The 16428-nt window shown below is 74.7% G+C and carries 14 protein-coding genes; 10 read left to right on the forward strand and 4 right to left on the reverse strand.

What is annotated here, in order from left to right:
• Positions 1–78: 78 nt before the first annotated feature.
• The gene (locus ACTMSW_RS19760; RefSeq protein WP_441182104.1) at positions 79–2478 is read right to left on the reverse strand and encodes a family 10 glycosylhydrolase; all 2400 of its coding nucleotides are present in this window, start codon (positions 2476–2478) and stop codon (positions 79–81) included.
• 168 nt (positions 2479–2646) lie between these two features.
• Between ACTMSW_RS19760 and ACTMSW_RS19765 the strand changes: the two genes are divergently transcribed.
• The 9 genes from ACTMSW_RS19765 to ACTMSW_RS19805 all read left to right on the forward strand — a co-directional run bounded on the left by ACTMSW_RS19765 (position 2647) and on the right by ACTMSW_RS19805 (position 13803).
• Positions 2647–3957, forward strand: coding sequence for an ABC transporter substrate-binding protein (locus ACTMSW_RS19765; RefSeq protein ID WP_441182105.1), 1311 nt, complete (start codon positions 2647–2649; stop codon positions 3955–3957).
• A gap of 110 nt (positions 3958–4067) precedes the next feature.
• Entirely contained in the window at positions 4068–4952 is an 885-nt protein-coding gene (locus ACTMSW_RS19770) for a carbohydrate ABC transporter permease (protein WP_441182106.1), read from the forward strand.
• Positions 4949–5773, forward strand: coding sequence for a carbohydrate ABC transporter permease (locus tag ACTMSW_RS19775; RefSeq protein WP_441182107.1), 825 nt, complete (start codon positions 4949–4951; stop codon positions 5771–5773). The genes ACTMSW_RS19770 and ACTMSW_RS19775 overlap by 4 nt, the downstream gene beginning before the upstream one ends.
• Entirely contained in the window at positions 5770–6492 is a 723-nt protein-coding gene (locus tag ACTMSW_RS19780) for a GntR family transcriptional regulator (RefSeq protein WP_441182108.1), read from the forward strand. The genes ACTMSW_RS19775 and ACTMSW_RS19780 overlap by 4 nt, the downstream gene beginning before the upstream one ends.
• Positions 6492–7478: an ROK family protein gene (locus tag ACTMSW_RS19785; RefSeq protein ID WP_441182109.1), complete on the forward strand. Its 987-nt coding sequence runs from the start codon at positions 6492–6494 to the stop codon at positions 7476–7478. The genes ACTMSW_RS19780 and ACTMSW_RS19785 overlap by 1 nt, the downstream gene beginning before the upstream one ends.
• A complete protein-coding gene (locus ACTMSW_RS19790) occupies positions 7475–8962 on the forward strand; it encodes a DUF4127 family protein (protein ID WP_441182110.1) in 1488 nt (495 codons plus the stop codon). The genes ACTMSW_RS19785 and ACTMSW_RS19790 overlap by 4 nt, the downstream gene beginning before the upstream one ends.
• A complete protein-coding gene (locus ACTMSW_RS19795) occupies positions 8949–10619 on the forward strand; it encodes an FAD-dependent oxidoreductase (RefSeq protein ID WP_441182111.1) in 1671 nt (556 codons plus the stop codon). The genes ACTMSW_RS19790 and ACTMSW_RS19795 overlap by 14 nt, the downstream gene beginning before the upstream one ends.
• Positions 10616–11302, forward strand: coding sequence for an N-acetylmannosamine-6-phosphate 2-epimerase (locus ACTMSW_RS19800; protein ID WP_441182112.1), 687 nt, complete (start codon positions 10616–10618; stop codon positions 11300–11302). The genes ACTMSW_RS19795 and ACTMSW_RS19800 overlap by 4 nt, the downstream gene beginning before the upstream one ends.
• A complete protein-coding gene (locus ACTMSW_RS19805) occupies positions 11299–13803 on the forward strand; it encodes a hypothetical protein (RefSeq protein ID WP_441182113.1) in 2505 nt (834 codons plus the stop codon). Before ACTMSW_RS19800 ends, ACTMSW_RS19805 begins: the two co-directional genes overlap by 4 nt.
• A 149-nt stretch (positions 13804–13952) precedes the next feature.
• On the opposite strand, the gene crcB is transcribed toward ACTMSW_RS19805, so the two are convergent.
• The 3 genes from crcB to ACTMSW_RS19820 form a co-directional block, all read right to left on the reverse strand.
• The gene (crcB, locus tag ACTMSW_RS19810) at positions 13953–14315 is read right to left on the reverse strand and encodes a fluoride efflux transporter CrcB (RefSeq protein WP_441182114.1); all 363 of its coding nucleotides are present in this window, start codon (positions 14313–14315) and stop codon (positions 13953–13955) included.
• The gene (locus tag ACTMSW_RS19815) at positions 14312–14830 is read right to left on the reverse strand and encodes a fluoride efflux transporter FluC (protein WP_441182115.1); all 519 of its coding nucleotides are present in this window, start codon (positions 14828–14830) and stop codon (positions 14312–14314) included. Before ACTMSW_RS19815 ends, crcB begins: the two co-directional genes overlap by 4 nt.
• Before the next feature lie 69 nt (positions 14831–14899).
• The gene (locus ACTMSW_RS19820) at positions 14900–15658 is read right to left on the reverse strand and encodes a class I SAM-dependent methyltransferase (protein ID WP_441182116.1); all 759 of its coding nucleotides are present in this window, start codon (positions 15656–15658) and stop codon (positions 14900–14902) included.
• 283 nt (positions 15659–15941) lie between these two features.
• Between ACTMSW_RS19820 and ACTMSW_RS19825 the strand changes: the two genes are divergently transcribed.
• The gene (locus tag ACTMSW_RS19825; RefSeq protein ID WP_441182117.1) at positions 15942–16367 is read left to right on the forward strand and encodes a DUF6766 family protein; all 426 of its coding nucleotides are present in this window, start codon (positions 15942–15944) and stop codon (positions 16365–16367) included.
• Positions 16368–16428: the final 61 nt, after the last annotated feature.

Consider the following 16428-nt stretch of genomic DNA (forward strand, 5'->3'; position numbering starts at 1 on the left):
GGGGCGCGGGGCGCGGGGCGCGGGGCGGGAGTTGGACGTTCGGCTCCCGCCCCGCACCCCCACGTCGGGTGGTCGGGATCAGGCCAGGTCGGCCCAGCGGGCGTACATTCGCAGGTCGCGGACGGTGCGCCGGGCGAAGTCGGCCTGGACGGCGGCACCCCAGCCGGACGCGGCGGCCACCGCCTTGTCGAGCTGCGTGGCGGCGGCCTCGACGGCGGCGGGCGGCAGGCCGGGGCGCAGCAGCCGCTCGGCGGCGGCGAGCCGGGCCTGGACCTCGGCGGTCGTGGTGGCCGGGGCGCAGGCGGTGGCGCGGCCCAGGGTGGCGCGCAGCGCGGTCACGCCGGCCAGCGCCGCCGCCCGGTGGTCGGCGTGCGGCACCGGCGACCGGTTCCGGAAGGAGCCCTCCCGCAGCGCCTCCTGCTGACGGGCGTTGAGCTGGTTGTACGCGAACAGCGCGGCGCCGTCGGAGTCGGCGTCGTTGACCGCCTGCACCTGGTCGAGCATCAGGTCGGGGGAGGAGCCGCGCAGCGGGCCGTAGGTGGCGGTGTAGAGCGGCACGTCGCCGACCCGCTTCCGCATCACCGCGGTGTCGTGGCCGACCGACCCGGCCGAGGTGCCGAACGACATGCCGGTGAGGAAGTCCAGGGTGCCCGCGTCGACCCAGGCGCCCCAGTTCTGGAACTTCTTGCCCAGCCCGTCGGTGGGGTCGGCGAAGACGGCGGCGGAGAGCTTCTTCTCGGCGGCGACGTCCCGCTGGAGGGTGCGTACGGCGTCGACGAACGTGGTGACCTGCCGCTCCCGCCAGGCGTTCCAGGTCGCCCACTGCGGCGATTCCGGCTTCAGCGTGTACGGGTCGACGCCGTGCTCGGCGGCGAACGTCTCCCTGCTGTACGCGGAGTAGGAGAAGTCGGCCCCGTACGGCAGGGACACCGGGTAGCGGATGTAGTCCAGGTGCAGCCCGTCGACGTCGTAGCCGCGCAGGATCTCGTCGTAGGTGGCCAGGACGTGGGAGCGGACGGCGGGAATGGCCGGGTCGACCCAGAAGTAGCCGGGTTCCATCCGGGACGGCTGCGGCCCGGTCTTCCCGACGTCCTCCCGCTCGACGGCCGCCCACTCCGGGTGGGCCCGCAGCACCGGCCCGCCGCCGGACTCGATGCCGACGAAGAAGGTGTGCGTCCAGGCGTGCAGCTCGACGCCCCGGGCGTGCGCCTCGTCGATCCACACCTTCAGCGGGTCGAAGCCGCGCATCTCGGGCCGCTGCGCGGGGATGCCGGCACGCTCGGCGACCGCGCTCGGGTAGATGGTGTAGCCGCCCCAGACGGTCTCCAGGAAGACCGTGTTGAACCCGGCGGCGGCGATCCGGTCCAGCGACGCGCGGATCTGCTCGGGGCTGGTCTCGATGGGGCGTACCCACAGGCCGCGACCCTCGACCTCGCGGGACTCGCGCGCGCGGTAGCCGGCGACCTCGGCCCGGCGGGTCGCGTCGCGTGCCAGTTCGGCGGCCCGCTCCGGCTCGGTGGCGGCGAGGGTGCGGGCCTGCCCGAGCAGGGTGTCCGCCTCGGCGAGGGCGGCGTCGACCGAGGCCGGGTCGACGGCGAGGCAGGAGGCGAGCGCGGCGTCCTTCGCGCTCCGTGCGGCGGCGCCGGCCCGCTCCGCGCCGAGCAGCCAGCTCTCCGCGTCCACCTCGACCGTGACGGTGGTGCCGTCGACGGTGACGCGGGCGCCCAGCGGGGCGTTGCCCTCCAGCCAGGAACCGCGGGAGCCGTGACCGGAGAGCACGAACCCGTCGGCCGGGATCGCGCTGTTCCCGCCGCCGCGGGCGGTCACCCGTCCGCCGGCGACGGTGACCTCGTAGCCGAAGTCGTTGGTGCCGGTGGTCGGTCGTCCGGCGGCCGGGGTGTAGGCGATGAGCTGCTCGGCGCCGCGGCAGCCGGGGAAGCACTGGCCGGTGGCCGGGTCCACCCCGCCGGGGTGGCTGGCGGCGGTCGGGTCGGTGGCGTCGAGGGTGCTGCTCGCCTGCCGGATCAGCAGGTTGCGCAGTTCCACCCGGTCACCGGCGCGCAGCTGGTCGCGCAGGAAGCGGCGGTCGTCGACACCGCCGGCCTCCGGCGGTGACGCGGACAGCACCGCGCCGTCGGCGGGGATCGCGTTGTTGCCGGGCTTCGGGCAGGAGTCGAAGACCGTGCAGACGCTGAGCACCTCGTAGCTGCCGCCGCCGAGGGCGCGCAGCACGGCCTCGCCGCCGAACGCGTTGGTGCGGGTCTCGGCGCCCGCGTCGGGGGTGTACAGGGCGAGCATCCCGGCGGTCCGGGAGGACGGGTCGATCGCGTCGATGGTGGCCGTGTCGCCGTCGGCGGTGACGACGGAGGGCCGACCGAGGGCTGGTTCGGCGTGCGCCGGAACGGTCGTCAGACCGAGCATGAGGGCGCCGGCGAGGCCGGCGACGGACGCCCGGCGCAGGGGGGTGGGGGTAGGCATGCGGCTCATCGTGTGCCCGGTGGTACGGACAAGTCAAGAGGTCGATTCGATAACCGAACCGGACAGTGGGCGTCGAATTGGCAGCACGGGCTTGACCGGGCCGGCCGTCATGGTCCAGAGTCACCGGCACTGGTCCGTACCACTACCCCCCAAACTGGAGGACCCCTTATGAGGCGTACCCGCGCCTTCGCAGCCGCCGCCCTCGCGGCTGTCCTGTTCGCCAGCGGCTGCGGCCTGTCCGACGGCGACGACGCCACCGGCGGTGCCGGCGGCGACGCGATCTCCGGCGAGGTCAAGGGCGAGATCACCTTCTCGACGCTGGCCCTCAAGCCGACGTTCGACGAATACATCACGAAGCTCATCGCCGACTTCGAGGCGAAGCACCCGGGCACCAAGGTCAACTGGATCGACCTGCCGTTCCAGGGTGCCCAGGAGAAGATCACCAACGACGCCCAGGCGGGCACCCTGCCCGACGTGGTGAACCTGAACCCGAACTTCGCCCAGAAGCTGGAGAAGCAGGGCGTCTTCTTCGACCTGGAGAAGAGCGCGGCCGACGTCAAGGGCAGCTACGTGCCCGGCGCCTGGGACGCCTTCAAGGTCCCGGGCCAGGCGGGCGCGTACGGCCTGCCGTGGTACCTCACCAGCGAGGTCACCATGTACAACAAGGACCTCTACGCGAAGGCCGGGCTCGACCCGAACACCCCGCCGAAGACCATCGACGAGCTGCTCGCCCAGACCAGGCAGCTCTCCACCGCCGGCAAGGGCGCCTACTACGGCTGGCACCCGGCGCTGGAGAACACCGTCGTGCCGAACCTCGCCAAGCTCGGCGTGCCGCTGCTCAACGACGACGCCACCGCCTGGACGTTCAACACCCCCGAGGCCGTGCAGTACGTGACCGCGCTGCGCGACCTGTACACGAGCAAGGGCTTCGCCCCGGACTGGCTGACCGAGAACCACTCCAAGGCCACCGAGGCGTACTCGGCCGGGCGCACCGCGCTCTTCCCCTCCGGCCCGAACTTCCTCAAGGTCGTCGGCGAGAACGCCCCCGCCGTCGCGAAGGCCACCGGCGTGGCCGGCCAGATCGCCAGCGCCGAGGGCACCACGAACATGTCGGTGATGGGCCTGCTCATCCCCCGCAAGAGCAAGAACCCGGCCACCGCGTTGGAGTTCGCCAAGTTCGTCACCAACGCCGAGAACCAGCTCGCCTTCGCGAAGATCGTCACGATCCTGCCGTCCACGGCGGACTCGCTGAAGGACCCGTACTTCACCCAGGTGACCGAGACCGACCCGACCTCGATCGCCCGGAAGATCTCCGCCGAGCAGATCGCCAAGGCGAAGAACCTCACCCCGGTCCAGTGGGACGACCGCACCAAGGCCGTCGTCATCGGCAAGATCCAGCTCGCCGTCAAGGGCGACCTCGACCCGAAGACCGCCCTCGACGAGGCCGTGACCGAGGCGAACGCCCTGCTCGCCCGCTAGGGCGCGGCTGCACCGAGACGCCCCGCACCACCTGAGAAGGACGCCGCCCGCCGGGCCACCCACCCGGCGGGCGGCGACCACCCCCGCGACCGGACAGGAGTTTCCCCGACGTGATCGGCCGTCGATGGTACGTGCCCTGGCTCTTCCTCGCCCCGGCACTGCTCGTCACCGCGGTGATGACCTGGGGCCCGCTGGCCAACACCGGCGTGCTCGCCTTCACCGACGCCCGCGCCCTGGGCGGCGGTGAGTTCACCGGCGTGGACAACTTCCGCCGCCTCGCCGAGGACGACGAGTTCTTCCGCGCGCTGGCCAACACCGGCCTGTACCTGGTCGTGGTGGTCCCCGCCCTGGTCCTGCTGCCGCTGCTGCTGGCCCAGCTGGTGCACGCCAAGCTGCCCGGCCTCGGCGCGTTCCGGGCGGTGTTCTACTCCCCGGTCATCGCCTCGATGGTCGTGGTCGGCCTGATCTGGAGCTGGCTGCTCTCCTCCGAGGGCCTGGTCAACGCCGTCCTGCTCCGGCTGAAGGTGGTCGCCGAACCGCTGCCCTTCCTCACCGACGCCACCCTCCTGCTGTTCTCCTGCATGCTGGTCACCGTCTGGAAGGGCCTCGGCTACTACATGGTGATCTACCTGGCCGCCCTGTCCAACGTGCCGACCGAGCTGTACGAGGCGGCCAAGGTCGACGGCGCGGGCGCCGTACGCCGCTTCCGCTCGGTGACCGTGCCGACCGTACGGCCGACGATGCTGCTGGTCGGCGCCCTGTCGGCGATCTCCGCCACCAAGGTCTTCGCCGAGATCTACGTGCTCTCCTCCGGCACCGCCGGGCCGGGCGGGCAGGCCAAGTCGATCGTCTACTACATCCGCGAGGTGGGCCTCGGGGTCGACGGCGAGATCGGGTACGCCTCGGCGATGAGCCTGGTCCTGCTCGTCGGCACCCTCGGCCTGTCGGTGCTGGCGCTGGTGCTGCGCCGCCGCGACGAGGGGAGCACGGCATGAGACGGCACGGACCGGTGGCCCTGCGCTACGTCCTGCTGCTGGTGATGGCCGTCCTGCTGGTCGGCCCGTTCCTGTGGCAACTGCTCACCTCGCTCAAGGGCACCGCCGAGCCGATCTACGGCCCGGAGGTCACCTGGCTGCCCCAGGACCCGACGCTCGGCAACTTCGCCAAGGTCGCCGACGTCATCCCGGTCTGGCGCTACATCGCCAACTCGGCGATGGTGGCCACCGCCAGCGTCGTCACCAACTGCCTGCTCGGCGCGATGGCCGGTTACGCCCTGGCGCGGATGCGCTTCCGGGGCCGGGGCGCGGTGTTCGCCGCCGTCCTGGCGTCGCTGGTCGTGCCGTTCGAGGTCATCATGGTCAACGTCTTCCTGACCGTCCGCAGCCTCGGCCTGGTCGACACCCTGCTCGGCGTGCTCCTGCCCGGCGCGGTCTCCGGACTGTCCATCCTCGTCATGCGGACCGCCTTCCTCTCCCTGCCCAAGGAGGTCGAGGAGGCCGCCGCCATCGACGGCGCGGGGGAGTGGTCCCGGTTCTGGCGGGTCGCGCTGCCCAGCGTCCGTGGCTCGCTCGCGGTGGTCGGCGTGTTCAGCTTCCTCTTCGCCTGGGACGACTTCCTCTGGCCGCTGATCGTGCTGAAGAACCCGGACAACTTCACCCTCACCGTCGGCCTCCAGTACCTGTCCGGCACCTTCACCAACGACCAGCGGGTCGTCGCCGCTGGCACGATGATCGCGGTCCTGCCGTTGCTGGCCGTCTTCTTCGCCCTGCAGCGGCTGTTCTTCCGCGGGGTCGGAGAAGGGGGCGTGAAGGGATGACCGCCGTCAACAAGGTCGGCTTCAAGCACGAGGCGCTGTACGTCGCGCTGCGCACCGAGATCGGTCAGGCGCTGCGACCGCACGACCCGCTGCCCAGCGAACGGGAGCTGGTCGCCCGGTTCGGGGTCAGCCGGGCCACCGTCCGGCAGGCCGTCGGCCGCCTCGAGGAGGAGGGGCTGGTCTACCGGGCCCAGGGCTCCGGCACCTTCGTCGCCGACCCGGCGACCATCTCCAAGAACCTGGCGCTCACCTCGTTCAGCGAGGACATGCGCCTGCGCAGGCTCACCCCGGACTCCCGACTGCTCGACCTCACGGTGACCCCCGCGCCGGTGGCCGTCGCCCGCGACCTGGCCGTCTCACCCGGCGCGGAGGTGGTGCACGTCCGCCGGCTCCGGCTCGCCGACGGCCTGCCGATGTGCCTGGAGGAGGTCTGGCTCCCCGCCGAGCGGATCGGCGACCTCGACGCCGCGGTGGTCGCCGGCTCCCTCTACGAGGTGCTCGCCGAACGTGGCGTCCGCCCGCACCACGCCGACCAGGTGATCTCCGCGACCGTCGTCGACGCCGACCAGGCCCGGCTGCTCGGGGTGGCCGCGTTCTCGCCCGCGCTGCGGGTCGACCGGATCACCTACGCCGAGTCGGGCACGGCCGTCGAACGCGCCGAGAGCATCTACCGCGCCGACCGGTACGACTTCCGCATCACCGTGACCCGAAGGACCTGATGAGCGCCCCGATCCTCGCCGCCGTGGACATCGGCGGCACGAAGACCGCCGCCGCGCTGGTGCGCGGCGGGACCGTGCTCGCGCGTACCCAGGCGCCCACCCCGGCCCGCGACGGCGCCGCCGCCGTGCTGGACACCGCCGCCGCGCTGGTCCGCTCCCTCGGCGGCGCCCCGGTCGCCGTCGGCGTCGGCGCTCCCGGTCTGGTCGATCCGACCACCGGCCTGGTCACCGCCGCGACCTCCTCGATCCGCGACTGGTCCGGCGTGGACGTCCCCGCCGGCCTGCGCGACCGCCTGCGGCTGCCCGCGGTGGTGCTCAACGACGTGCAGGCGTTCACCCTCGGCGAGGCGGTGCACGGCGCGGGCCGTGGCCTGCCCACCGTGCTCGGGGTGGCCGTGGGCACGGGCATCGGCGGCGGCGTGCACGCCGCCGGCCGGCTGCTCAGCGGCCGGCTCGGTGCCGCCGGGCACGTCGGCCACGTGCCGGTGCCGCAGGCCGTGGGCCGTCCCTGCCCGTGCGGCGCCGCCGGGCACGTCGAGGCGGTGGCGTCCGGGCCCGCGATGGCGGCCGGCTACGCCGCGCGCACCGGCGCCGTCGGGGTCGCCCTTCCCGAGGTCGTACGCCGGGCGCGTGCCGGCGACACCCACGCGCGCGCGGTGATCGCCGAGGCCGGGGAGGCCCTCGGCACCGCCCTGGCCGGCCTCGCCAACGTCCTCGACCCGGACCGGATCGTGGTCGGCGGTGGAGCCGCCGTGCCGGAACTGCTCGACGCGCTGCGCCCCGCGTTCGCCGTGGCCTGCCTGCCGGTGCTCGGCGCGGTGCCCCTCGTCGCGGCCGCGCTCGGCACCGACGCCCCCCTGGTCGGCGCCGCCGAGGCGGCCCGGCGCGCCCTGGCCGTCGGATCCGCGGCGGGCCCGCTGCGGGGCGGCACGCTCCCGCCCGGAGCTGCCGTCGGCACCGACGCCGGTCGGGCGGTGGCCCGGTGATCCGCGTCGCCCTCGTCCCGCTGGACGACCGGCCGGTCTGCCGGGTGCTGCCCGCGATGGTGGCCGCCGTCGCCGGCGCCACCGTGGCCACGCCGCCGGCCGCCCTGCTGCCCGCCGGCCGCCGCGCCGGCGACCCGGACCGGCTCGCCGACTGGCTCCGGGGCACCGGCGCCGACGCCGCCGTGGTGGCGCTGGAGACCCTCGGCCACGGCGGGCTCATCGCCTCCCGGCTGCACGACGAGCCGGTGTCGGCGGTGCTCGGCCGTTGGGCGGCGCTGCGCGACGTGGCCGGTCCGGTGCACGCCTCCACCGTCGTGCAGCGCACCCCGGACGCCGACGACGCCGGCGAGGAACCCGACTACTGGGCCACCCACGGCCGGGCGCTGCACGCGTACTCCGCCGCCCTGCACCGCGCGCTCGACGCCGCCGACGGTGCGCCGTCGCCGCGTACCGACGTGCCGGCCGGGGTGCGACTCGACTTCCTGCGCCGCCGCCAGCGCAACCACACCCTCAACCAGGTCGCGGTCTCCCTCGCCGCCGAGGGGGTGCTGGACACGCTCGTCGTCGGCGCCGACGACACCGCTCTGGCCGCCGTGGGCACCGCCGAGTGGCGGTGGCTGCGGACGTGGGCCGGCTGGCTGGAACTCGGCGACCGGGTGCCCGCCCACCCCGGCGCCGACGAGATCGGCGCGGTCCTGGTGGCACGGGCCCTGGTCGCGACCGCCGGGCACGCGCCCCGGCTGGCGGTCGCCTGCGCCGAGCCGGACGGGCTGTCCCGGGTGGCCCGCTACGAGCCGGTGCCGATCGGCGCCGGTGTCGCCAGCCAGGCCGCCGCGGCCGGAGCCGTCCTGGTCGACCCGGCCGACGCCGACGCCGTGCTGGTGGTGCACCCGCCACAGGCCGGCACCGCCGACTGGGCGACCGCACCGCCGGAGGACACCGACCCGGCTCCAGCGGCCCGCACCGCCGCCCTGGTCCGGGACCTGCTCGGGCAGGGCCGGACCGTCGCCCTGGCCGACTGCGCACTGGGCAACGGCGCCGACCCACGCCTGGTGGCCGACCTCGCCGCCGACGGCAGCCTCGCCCGGCTGGCCGGGTTCGCCGGCTGGAACACCGCCGGCAACACCCTCGGCAGCGCCCTCGCCACGCTTGTCGCGTACCAGATCGGGAAGGTGTGCGGCACCCTCGACGAGGCGGCGGCCCGCCGCCTGCTCGCCCACCGGCTGGTCGACGACCACGTCTGGATGTCGTACGCCCGCCCGCGGCTGCGCCGCGAACTCGGCACCGACCCCACCCGGCACGACCACGTCGCCCCCGCCGACACCCCGGCCGTCACCGCCCGCGTCGCCGCGCTGCTCGACGAGCGCTGGACCGCCCTGCGCCCAGTGCCCGGCCTGCGCGTCGCGACCGACTCGGTGACCCTGCCCTGGCAGCGCACCTACGAGATCGACTTCGCCCTGGAGGAGACCGGTGAGCAGTCCTGACGAGACGGTGACCGCCGACGTCGCCGTGATCGGCGGCGGCCTCGGCGGGGTCGCCGCCGCCCTGGCCGCCGCCCGCGCCGGCCGGTCGGTGGTGCTCACCGACGAGTACTCGCGCGTCGGCGGCCAGGTCACCACGCAGGCGCTGCCGGCACTCGACGAGCACCCGCACGTCGAGACCTTCGGCGCCTCGGCGTCCTACCGGGCGTTCCGCGACGCCGTCCGCGCCCGGTACGGCGGCGTCGCCAACCCCGGCGGCGGCTGGGTGAGCCGCCTCTGCTTCGAGCCCGCCGTCGCCCAGTCGATCCTGGACGACCTCCTCGCCGAGGCGAAGGTCACCGTGCGCACCGGCGTGGCCCCGGTGGCCGCGCGCGTCACCGACGGGCGGGTCCGGGACGTCACCCTCGCCGACGGCACGGTGGTCGCCGCGACGGTGTTCTGCGACGCCACCGAGCGGGGCGACCTCGCGCCGCTGGCCGGCTTCGCCACGGTGCACGGCTCCGAGGGACGCGACGCCCACGGCGAGCCGGACGCGGTGCCCGGCGGCCCCGACCCGGCCGCCCAGCAGTCCTTCACCTGGTGCGCCCTCGTCGAGCACCACCCCGGTCAGGACTTCACCGGTCCCGCCCCCGCCGGGTACGCGGACCTGCGCCACCGGCTCTCCTTCGACATCGCCGGCTGGGACGGCGACGTGCACCGGTACCGGATGTTCACCGACGGCCCGGACGGCAAGCCGCCCTTCTGGACCTACCGTCGCCTGCGCGCCGAGGCGCCGGAACTCGTGGTGCTCAACTGGGCGTCCAACGACTGCGGCGGGCAGGACCCGCTCGGCGACCCGGCGGGGGCGGAACGCGCCGGCCGGGACCTGACCGCCGCGTTCGTGCACTGGCTACGTACCGAGGCTCCACGGGAGGACGGCGGGCGGGGCTTCCCCGGCCTCCGGCTCGCCCCCGAGGCGGCCGGCACCCCGGACGGGTACGCCGAGGCGCCCTACCTGCGGGAGTCCCGGCGCATCGTCGTGGACACCCCGGTCACCGGCCACGACCTGCGACCCGTCGACGGCCGGGCCCGCGCCCGCCACCTGCCCGGCTCGCTCGGCGTCACCTGGTACCACGTGGACCTGCACGAACGCACCGGCCACCCGGCGCCGGTCTACCGGCCCACCGCGCCGTTCACCATCCCCGCGTCCGCGCTGGTGCCGCGCGGGGCGGTGAACCTGGTCGCCGCCGCGAAGAACCTCGGCGCCACGCAGATCGCCGCCGCCGCGTACCGGGTACACCACGGCGAGTGGGCCGTCGGCGAGGCGGCTGGCACCCTCGCCGCACGCTGCGTCACCGACCGCCGCTCCGTCGGCGACGTGCCGACCGACCCCACCCTGCTGGTGGCGGTGCAGCGTGACCTGGTCGCCGCCGGCGTACCGCTGGCCTGGGTCGCGGACGTGCCGCTCGGCGACCCGCGCTTCGCCGCCGTGCACCTCGCCGCCGCGCACGGCGCGTTGGAGGGGGAGCGGGCCGCCTCGCTCGCCGTCGAACCCGACCGGCCCGCCGGAGAAGCCGACACCACCGCCGTACGCCGGGCCGCCGCCAGCCTCGGCGTCGACCCGTCCACGGTGGACGTCACCCGCGCCTTCGGCGCCGTACTGGAGGACATCACCGCATGACCGTGCTCGATGAGATCCGGGGCCGGCTGGTGGTGTCCTGCCAGGCCGACCCGGGTGAGCCGCTGGACGACCCGGCGCACATGGTGGCGCTGGCCCGGTCGGCGCGGTACGGCGGCGCCGCCGGCATCCGCGCCCAGGGACTGCGGGACCTGCGCGCGCTGCGTACCGCCCTGCCGGACACCCCGTTGATCGGCCTGGTGAAGGACGGCGCGTCCGGCGTCTACATCACCCCGACCCTCGCGCACGCCTGCGCCGTCGCCGAGACCGGGGCCGACGTCGTCGCGCTCGACGGCACCACCCGGCCCCGCCCCGACGGGCGTACCCTCGCCGACACGGTGGCCGCGCTGCGGGAGCGGCACGACGTCCTCGTGATGGCGGACGTCGCGAGCGTCGCCGACGCCGACGCGGCGGTCGCCGCCGGGGCCGACCTGGTCGGCACCACCCTCTCCGGCTACACCGGCGGCGCGGTGCCGCACGACCCGGACCTGGACCTCGTCGCCGCGCTCGCCGCGCGGCTCGACGTGCCGGTCGTCGCCGAGGGGCGGATCAACACGCCCGAGGAGGCCGCCGAGGCGCTGCGGCGCGGCGCCCACGCGGTCGTCGTCGGCACCGCCATCACCCGGCCGGCCGTGGTCACCGCCCGCTTCGCCGCCGCCCTCCTCACCTCCCGGGAGATGTCATGACCGTGCACGTCGTCAACCACACCCACTGGGACCGCGAGTGGTACCGGCCGATGGAGTCCTTCCGGGCCCGCCTCGCCGAGCTGGTCGAGCGGATCTGCGACCAGCTCGACGCCGGTGAGCTGGGCCGCTTCCACCTGGACGGGCAGACGATCACCGCGCTGGACGCCCTCGCCGTCCGGCCCGACCTGGCCGACCGGGTACGCGCCCACGGCGCCGCCGGCCGCCTCCAGGTGGGCCCCTGGCACGTGCTCGCCGACAACCAGCTCGTCTCCGGCGAGAACCTGATCCGCAACCTGCTCACCGCCCGGCGGATCGCCGCGGAGCTGGGCCTCCCACTGGCCACCATCGGGTACTGCCCGGACGCCTTTGGCCACCCCGCCGACCTGCCCCGGGTGCTGCGCGGCTTCGGCCTGGACACCGCCCTGGTCTGGCGCGGCGCGCCGCCGAAGCACGCCCGGTTTACCTGGCGCTCCCCGGACGGCTCGACGGTCACCGCCGTCAACCAGGGCTACTACGAACCGGAGGTGCTCTGGGAGGCGGCCGGCGCCCCGGAGAAGCTGGACGCCTTCCGCGCCAGGCAGGCCGCCCGCGACGCCGACGGGCCGTACCTGCTGCTCAACGGCGGCGACCACCTCGCGCCCCGGCCGCTGCCGGCCGGCCTCGCCGCGATCGAGGACACCCTCGCCGGGTACTTCGACCGGATCCGTGACCGGGTCGCCGACGAGGCGGTGGTCACCGGCGAGCTGCGGTACCCCGGTGACTGGCTCACCTTCGTGCTCGCCGGCACGCTCTCCACCCGGCTGTACCTCAAGCAGGCCAACGCGGCGGCCGAGACGCTGCTGGAGGCGTGGGCGGAGCCGCTGACCGTCCGCGCCGGCCGGGCCACCTCGGCGGGGCTGCTCCGGCACGCCTGGAACCTGGTGCTGGAGAACGCGCCGCACGACTCCATCTGCGGCTGCTCGGTCGACGAGGTGCACCGCGAGAACGAGGTCCGCTTCGCCAAGGCCACGCAGGTCGGCGAGCATCTCGTCGAGCGGGCGCTGCTCGACCTCGGCCTGGACACCCGGCTCGCCGGCGACCCGGCGACCGACGCCGCCGCCGTCGTGGTGCTCAACCCGCACGCCGCGCCCACCACCGGCCCGGTCACCGTGGACGTGTACACCGCACCCGGGCACACCGTCACCGGCCTGCGCGACGCCTCCGGCGCCGGAGTCCCGTACGAGGTTCGCGAGGTGGAGCCGACCCCGCTGTTCTGCGCCGACCTGGACATCCTCCCGGACACGAAGGAGACGCTGCGGCACCGGCTCGCCGCCGTCGCCACCGACGTGCCCGCCGGCGGCTGGACCGGCTGGACCGCCACCGTGGCACCGGGTGAACCCGCCGCGCCGTCCGGCGGGGCGCCCGGCCGCAGCGTCACCCGCGGCGACTGGACGCTGACCGTCGCCGACGACGCGTCGTTCACCCTGGTCGACGCCGCCTCCGGGCGTACGCTCACCGGCCTCGGCCGGCTCGTGGACGGTGGCGACGCGGGCGACACGTACACCTACGACCCGCCGATCAGCGACGAGATCGTCGTGCCGGTGCTCCGCGACGCTCTCGTGTACGACAGCGACGTCGCCTCCCGCCTCGTCGTCCGCGCCGACCTCGACGTGCCCGCCGGGCTGGCCGCCGACCGCACCGCCCGGTCCACCGAGCGGGTGGTGCTGCCCCTGACGGTCACCGCGACCCTCTGGGCCGGTGTACCCGAACTGGACTGGCAGGTCGAGTTCGACAACGCGGCCGACGACCACCGGATCCAGGCGCACTTCCCGACCGACGTACCCGCCCGCACGTGGCGCGCCGACACCCACTTCAGCACGCTGGAACGGCCGTTGAAGGATCCGCTCGGCCCGCTGCCCACCGAGCGCGGCTACGAGGCCGACGCCGGCGTCGCCCCGGTCCGCTCGATGTCGGTCCTGCCCGGCCTCGCGGTGCTCGCACCGGGACTGCCCGAGGTGCAGGGCATCCGGGGCGAGCGGCCGTCGCTCGCGGTGACGATCCTGCGGGCGGTCGGCTGGCTGTCCCGCCCCGACCTGCGTACCCGCACCGCCGGAGCGGGCCCCCAGCTGCGCACCCCGGAGGCGCAGTGCCGCCGTACCGTCTCCGCCTCGGTCGGCGTACGCCTGGACACCGACGAGGCAGCCCTCGCCGGCGCGGCGGCCCGGCGGCGGGCGCCGCTGCGCGGGTACCAGCTGCGACCGGGTCAGCCCACGCCCGCCCCGGTGACCGGGCTGCGGGTCGACGGCGCGCTGGTTTCGGCGTACAAGCCCGCCGAGGACGGCGACGGCGCCGTGCTCCGCCTGGTCAACCCGACCTCGACGGAGACGGTGGTGAGGCTCGGCGGCGTCCAAGGCCCCCTGCGGGAGTGCACCCTGTCGGAGGACCCGACCGGCGACACCCTCGACCCCACCTCGATCCCCCTACCGCCCTACGCCACCCGCACCTTCCGCCTGACCCCGTAACAACCCCCGCCCGGCGTCCCCGTCCCCGCCCCCCTTTGCTTCCGGCGATCTTGCATCTTCGGTCGCCGTCATGCACCGTTTCGCGCTCTCTGTCGCGACACAAAGTGCAAGATCGCGGGGAGCTAGGGGGGGTGGGGGTGGGGGGTGGGTCAGGGGGTGAGGGAGTGGGTGGTGGTGAAGCCGGCGGTGGCGGCGGCGAGGCCGGCGGTGACGCTGAGCAGGACGTTGGCCAGGGCGCGTCGGCGGGTGCCTGCCCGGGCGAGGCGCAGCGTCTCGTAGCCGAACGTGGAGTACGTGGTCAACGCCCCGCACAGGCCGGTGCCGAGCAGTGCGCCGAGGGCCGGGCCGACCGGCAGACCGGCGAGGAGTCCGAGCAGCAGCGACCCGGTGACGTTGACGGTGAGGGTGCCCCACGGGAACGCGGAGCCGAGTCGGGCCTGCACCGCCCGGTCGACGAGGTACCGCAGCGGTGCCCCGACGGCCGCGCCGAGCGCGACGAGCAGGACCGTCACCGCGGGCTCCGCGGCGCGACCCGGTCGAGCAACCGGCTGGTGAGGGTGTCGCCGACCCAGACCGCGAGCAGCGCACCGAGCACGGTGGCCCCGAGGTACGCCACGGCGGTGACCGGCGCGCCGGCGGCGAACGCCGCGTGGACGTCGACCGCGTACGTCGAGAAGGTGGTGTAGCCGCCGAGCATCCCGACGCCCAGGAACGGACGCAGCAGGGGTCGTCCGCGACCGGCCCGCGGCAGTGCCGCCATCAGCGCCCCGATGAGGAGGCAACCGCTCACGTTGACCGTGAACGTGCCCCAGGGGAAGGTGGCGGGCTGGTGCGGGACGGCGTGGGCGACGGCGGCGCGGGCCAGGGCACCGAGCGCGCCACCGGCGGCGACGGCCGTGAGCACCGCCCCGGGGTGCACCCGCAGTTCGTCCCGGTCGGCGGGCACTCGGAGGTCGACGTCGGGGTCGATCCGTGCCTCCGGTCCGGAGGCGCCCCCGCGCCCACCACCGCCAGCGGGGTCGATCACGGCCGTCAGCCTATCGCCGGCTCCGGTCGGTCACGTCTGGTCCACCGGACCGGCACGGCCCGGTCGGGGTCACCGGATCCCGGCGACCGCCGCGTCGGCGCCACCGCGCCACACCGTGCCGACCTCGGTGAAGCCGGCGGCGGCCAGCGCCGACAGGTGCCAGGAGACCGGCGGGTTCCACTCCGGACTGTGGCCGGTGGGGTAGATCTGGTGTCGCTGCGCGACGAGCGGGGCGAGGGTGGGGTCGGCCGCCGCCCGGTCCCACCACTGCGACCAGGAGAGGGCGGCGCCGGAGGCGTACCGGGCGGTACGTCGGTCGTGCGCCCGGTCGAGCAGCCGCTTGGTCAGCCCGGGCAGTGCGTCGTCGGGCATGTGGTCGGCATTGACCAGGATTCCGCCCGGCCGCAGCAGGTCCCGCACCTCGGCGTAGAGGGCGGCGAGCCGGTCGGGCGCGAGCCAGTGCAGCGCGGTGGCGGTGAGGACGGCGTCGACCTCGCGGTGGGGGAGCGCGTCGCGCCAGTCGGCGTCGTCGAGGTCGACGGTGACGATGGTGGCGCGGTCGCCGAGGGACGCGCGGGCCAGGGCGAGCAGTGCCGGGTCGAGGTCGACCAGGGTCACCTCGGCGTCGGGGAAGCGCCGCAGTGCGCGGGCCGTGATGCTGCCGGTGCCGCCGGCCAGGTCCAGCAGGCGCAGCGGGCCGCCGTCGTGGACGGCGTCGACCGCGTCGAGCATCGCGGTGAACCGGTGCTCACGGTCGGGCAGGTACCCCTCCTGCTGCCGGTCCCAGCTCTCCTGCCAGGCCGCCGCTTCCAAACTGTAAGGAGTCATAAAGCAGAGGCTAGTTACCGACCGGGAGCCGTGTCCAGACCTTGTTGCCAACAATGTGCAATTGCCGGGAGGTGGCAACGCGATGATCGGCACGGGCGTCGAGGCACCCGCCCGGCCCCCGTGCGTGACGCCGCCACGCCGTGCCGACCCGTCGTGCCCCGCCGTCGAGCGCGATGAATCGACGCAACTCTCTGTTTCGACTCCGGCACGGAAGGGCACCGTTTCGACGCAACCACTCCGGGGCACCTAGCCCGACCTGGGGATTCGTCGAGAGGGGATCGTGATGGCCGACACCACGACGGCGGCGACGTCGCGCCCGTACGGGTCCGGATCGGGCGGCCGGGGGAACCGGGGCGGACGCCCGCCGTTCCGCAAGCCCGGCTGGCCGAAGGCGTACGCGTTCGCGCTGGTCACCGGGGCGCTGTTCCTGTTCTCCTGGATCGGCCAGTTCGTCTTCCAGGCGGTGGTGGTGAGCAACGAGGCGAGCCAGCACGGTCAGTCCTTCGCCTGGGCCGAGTTCCTTCCGCAGTTCCTCGCCTCCACCTTCGAGAACTGGCAGAGCGAGTTCCTCCAGCTCATCTGGCAGGCCGCCGGCCTGGCCCTCTTCTACTACTGGGGTTCGTCCCAGTCCCGGGAGTCCGACGAGCGGATCGAGGCGAAACTGGACGCGCTGCTGCGCGAGCGCAACCTCGACCCGCAGAACCCGTGACGGGTGACAGACACGCGGTTATCGGTTGACCTCAACCCGACTTCATCTCCGACGCTCGACC

It is taken from the genome of Micromonospora sp. BQ11, assembly GCF_052068135.1.
Lineage (GTDB): Bacteria > Actinomycetota > Actinomycetes > Mycobacteriales > Micromonosporaceae > Micromonospora.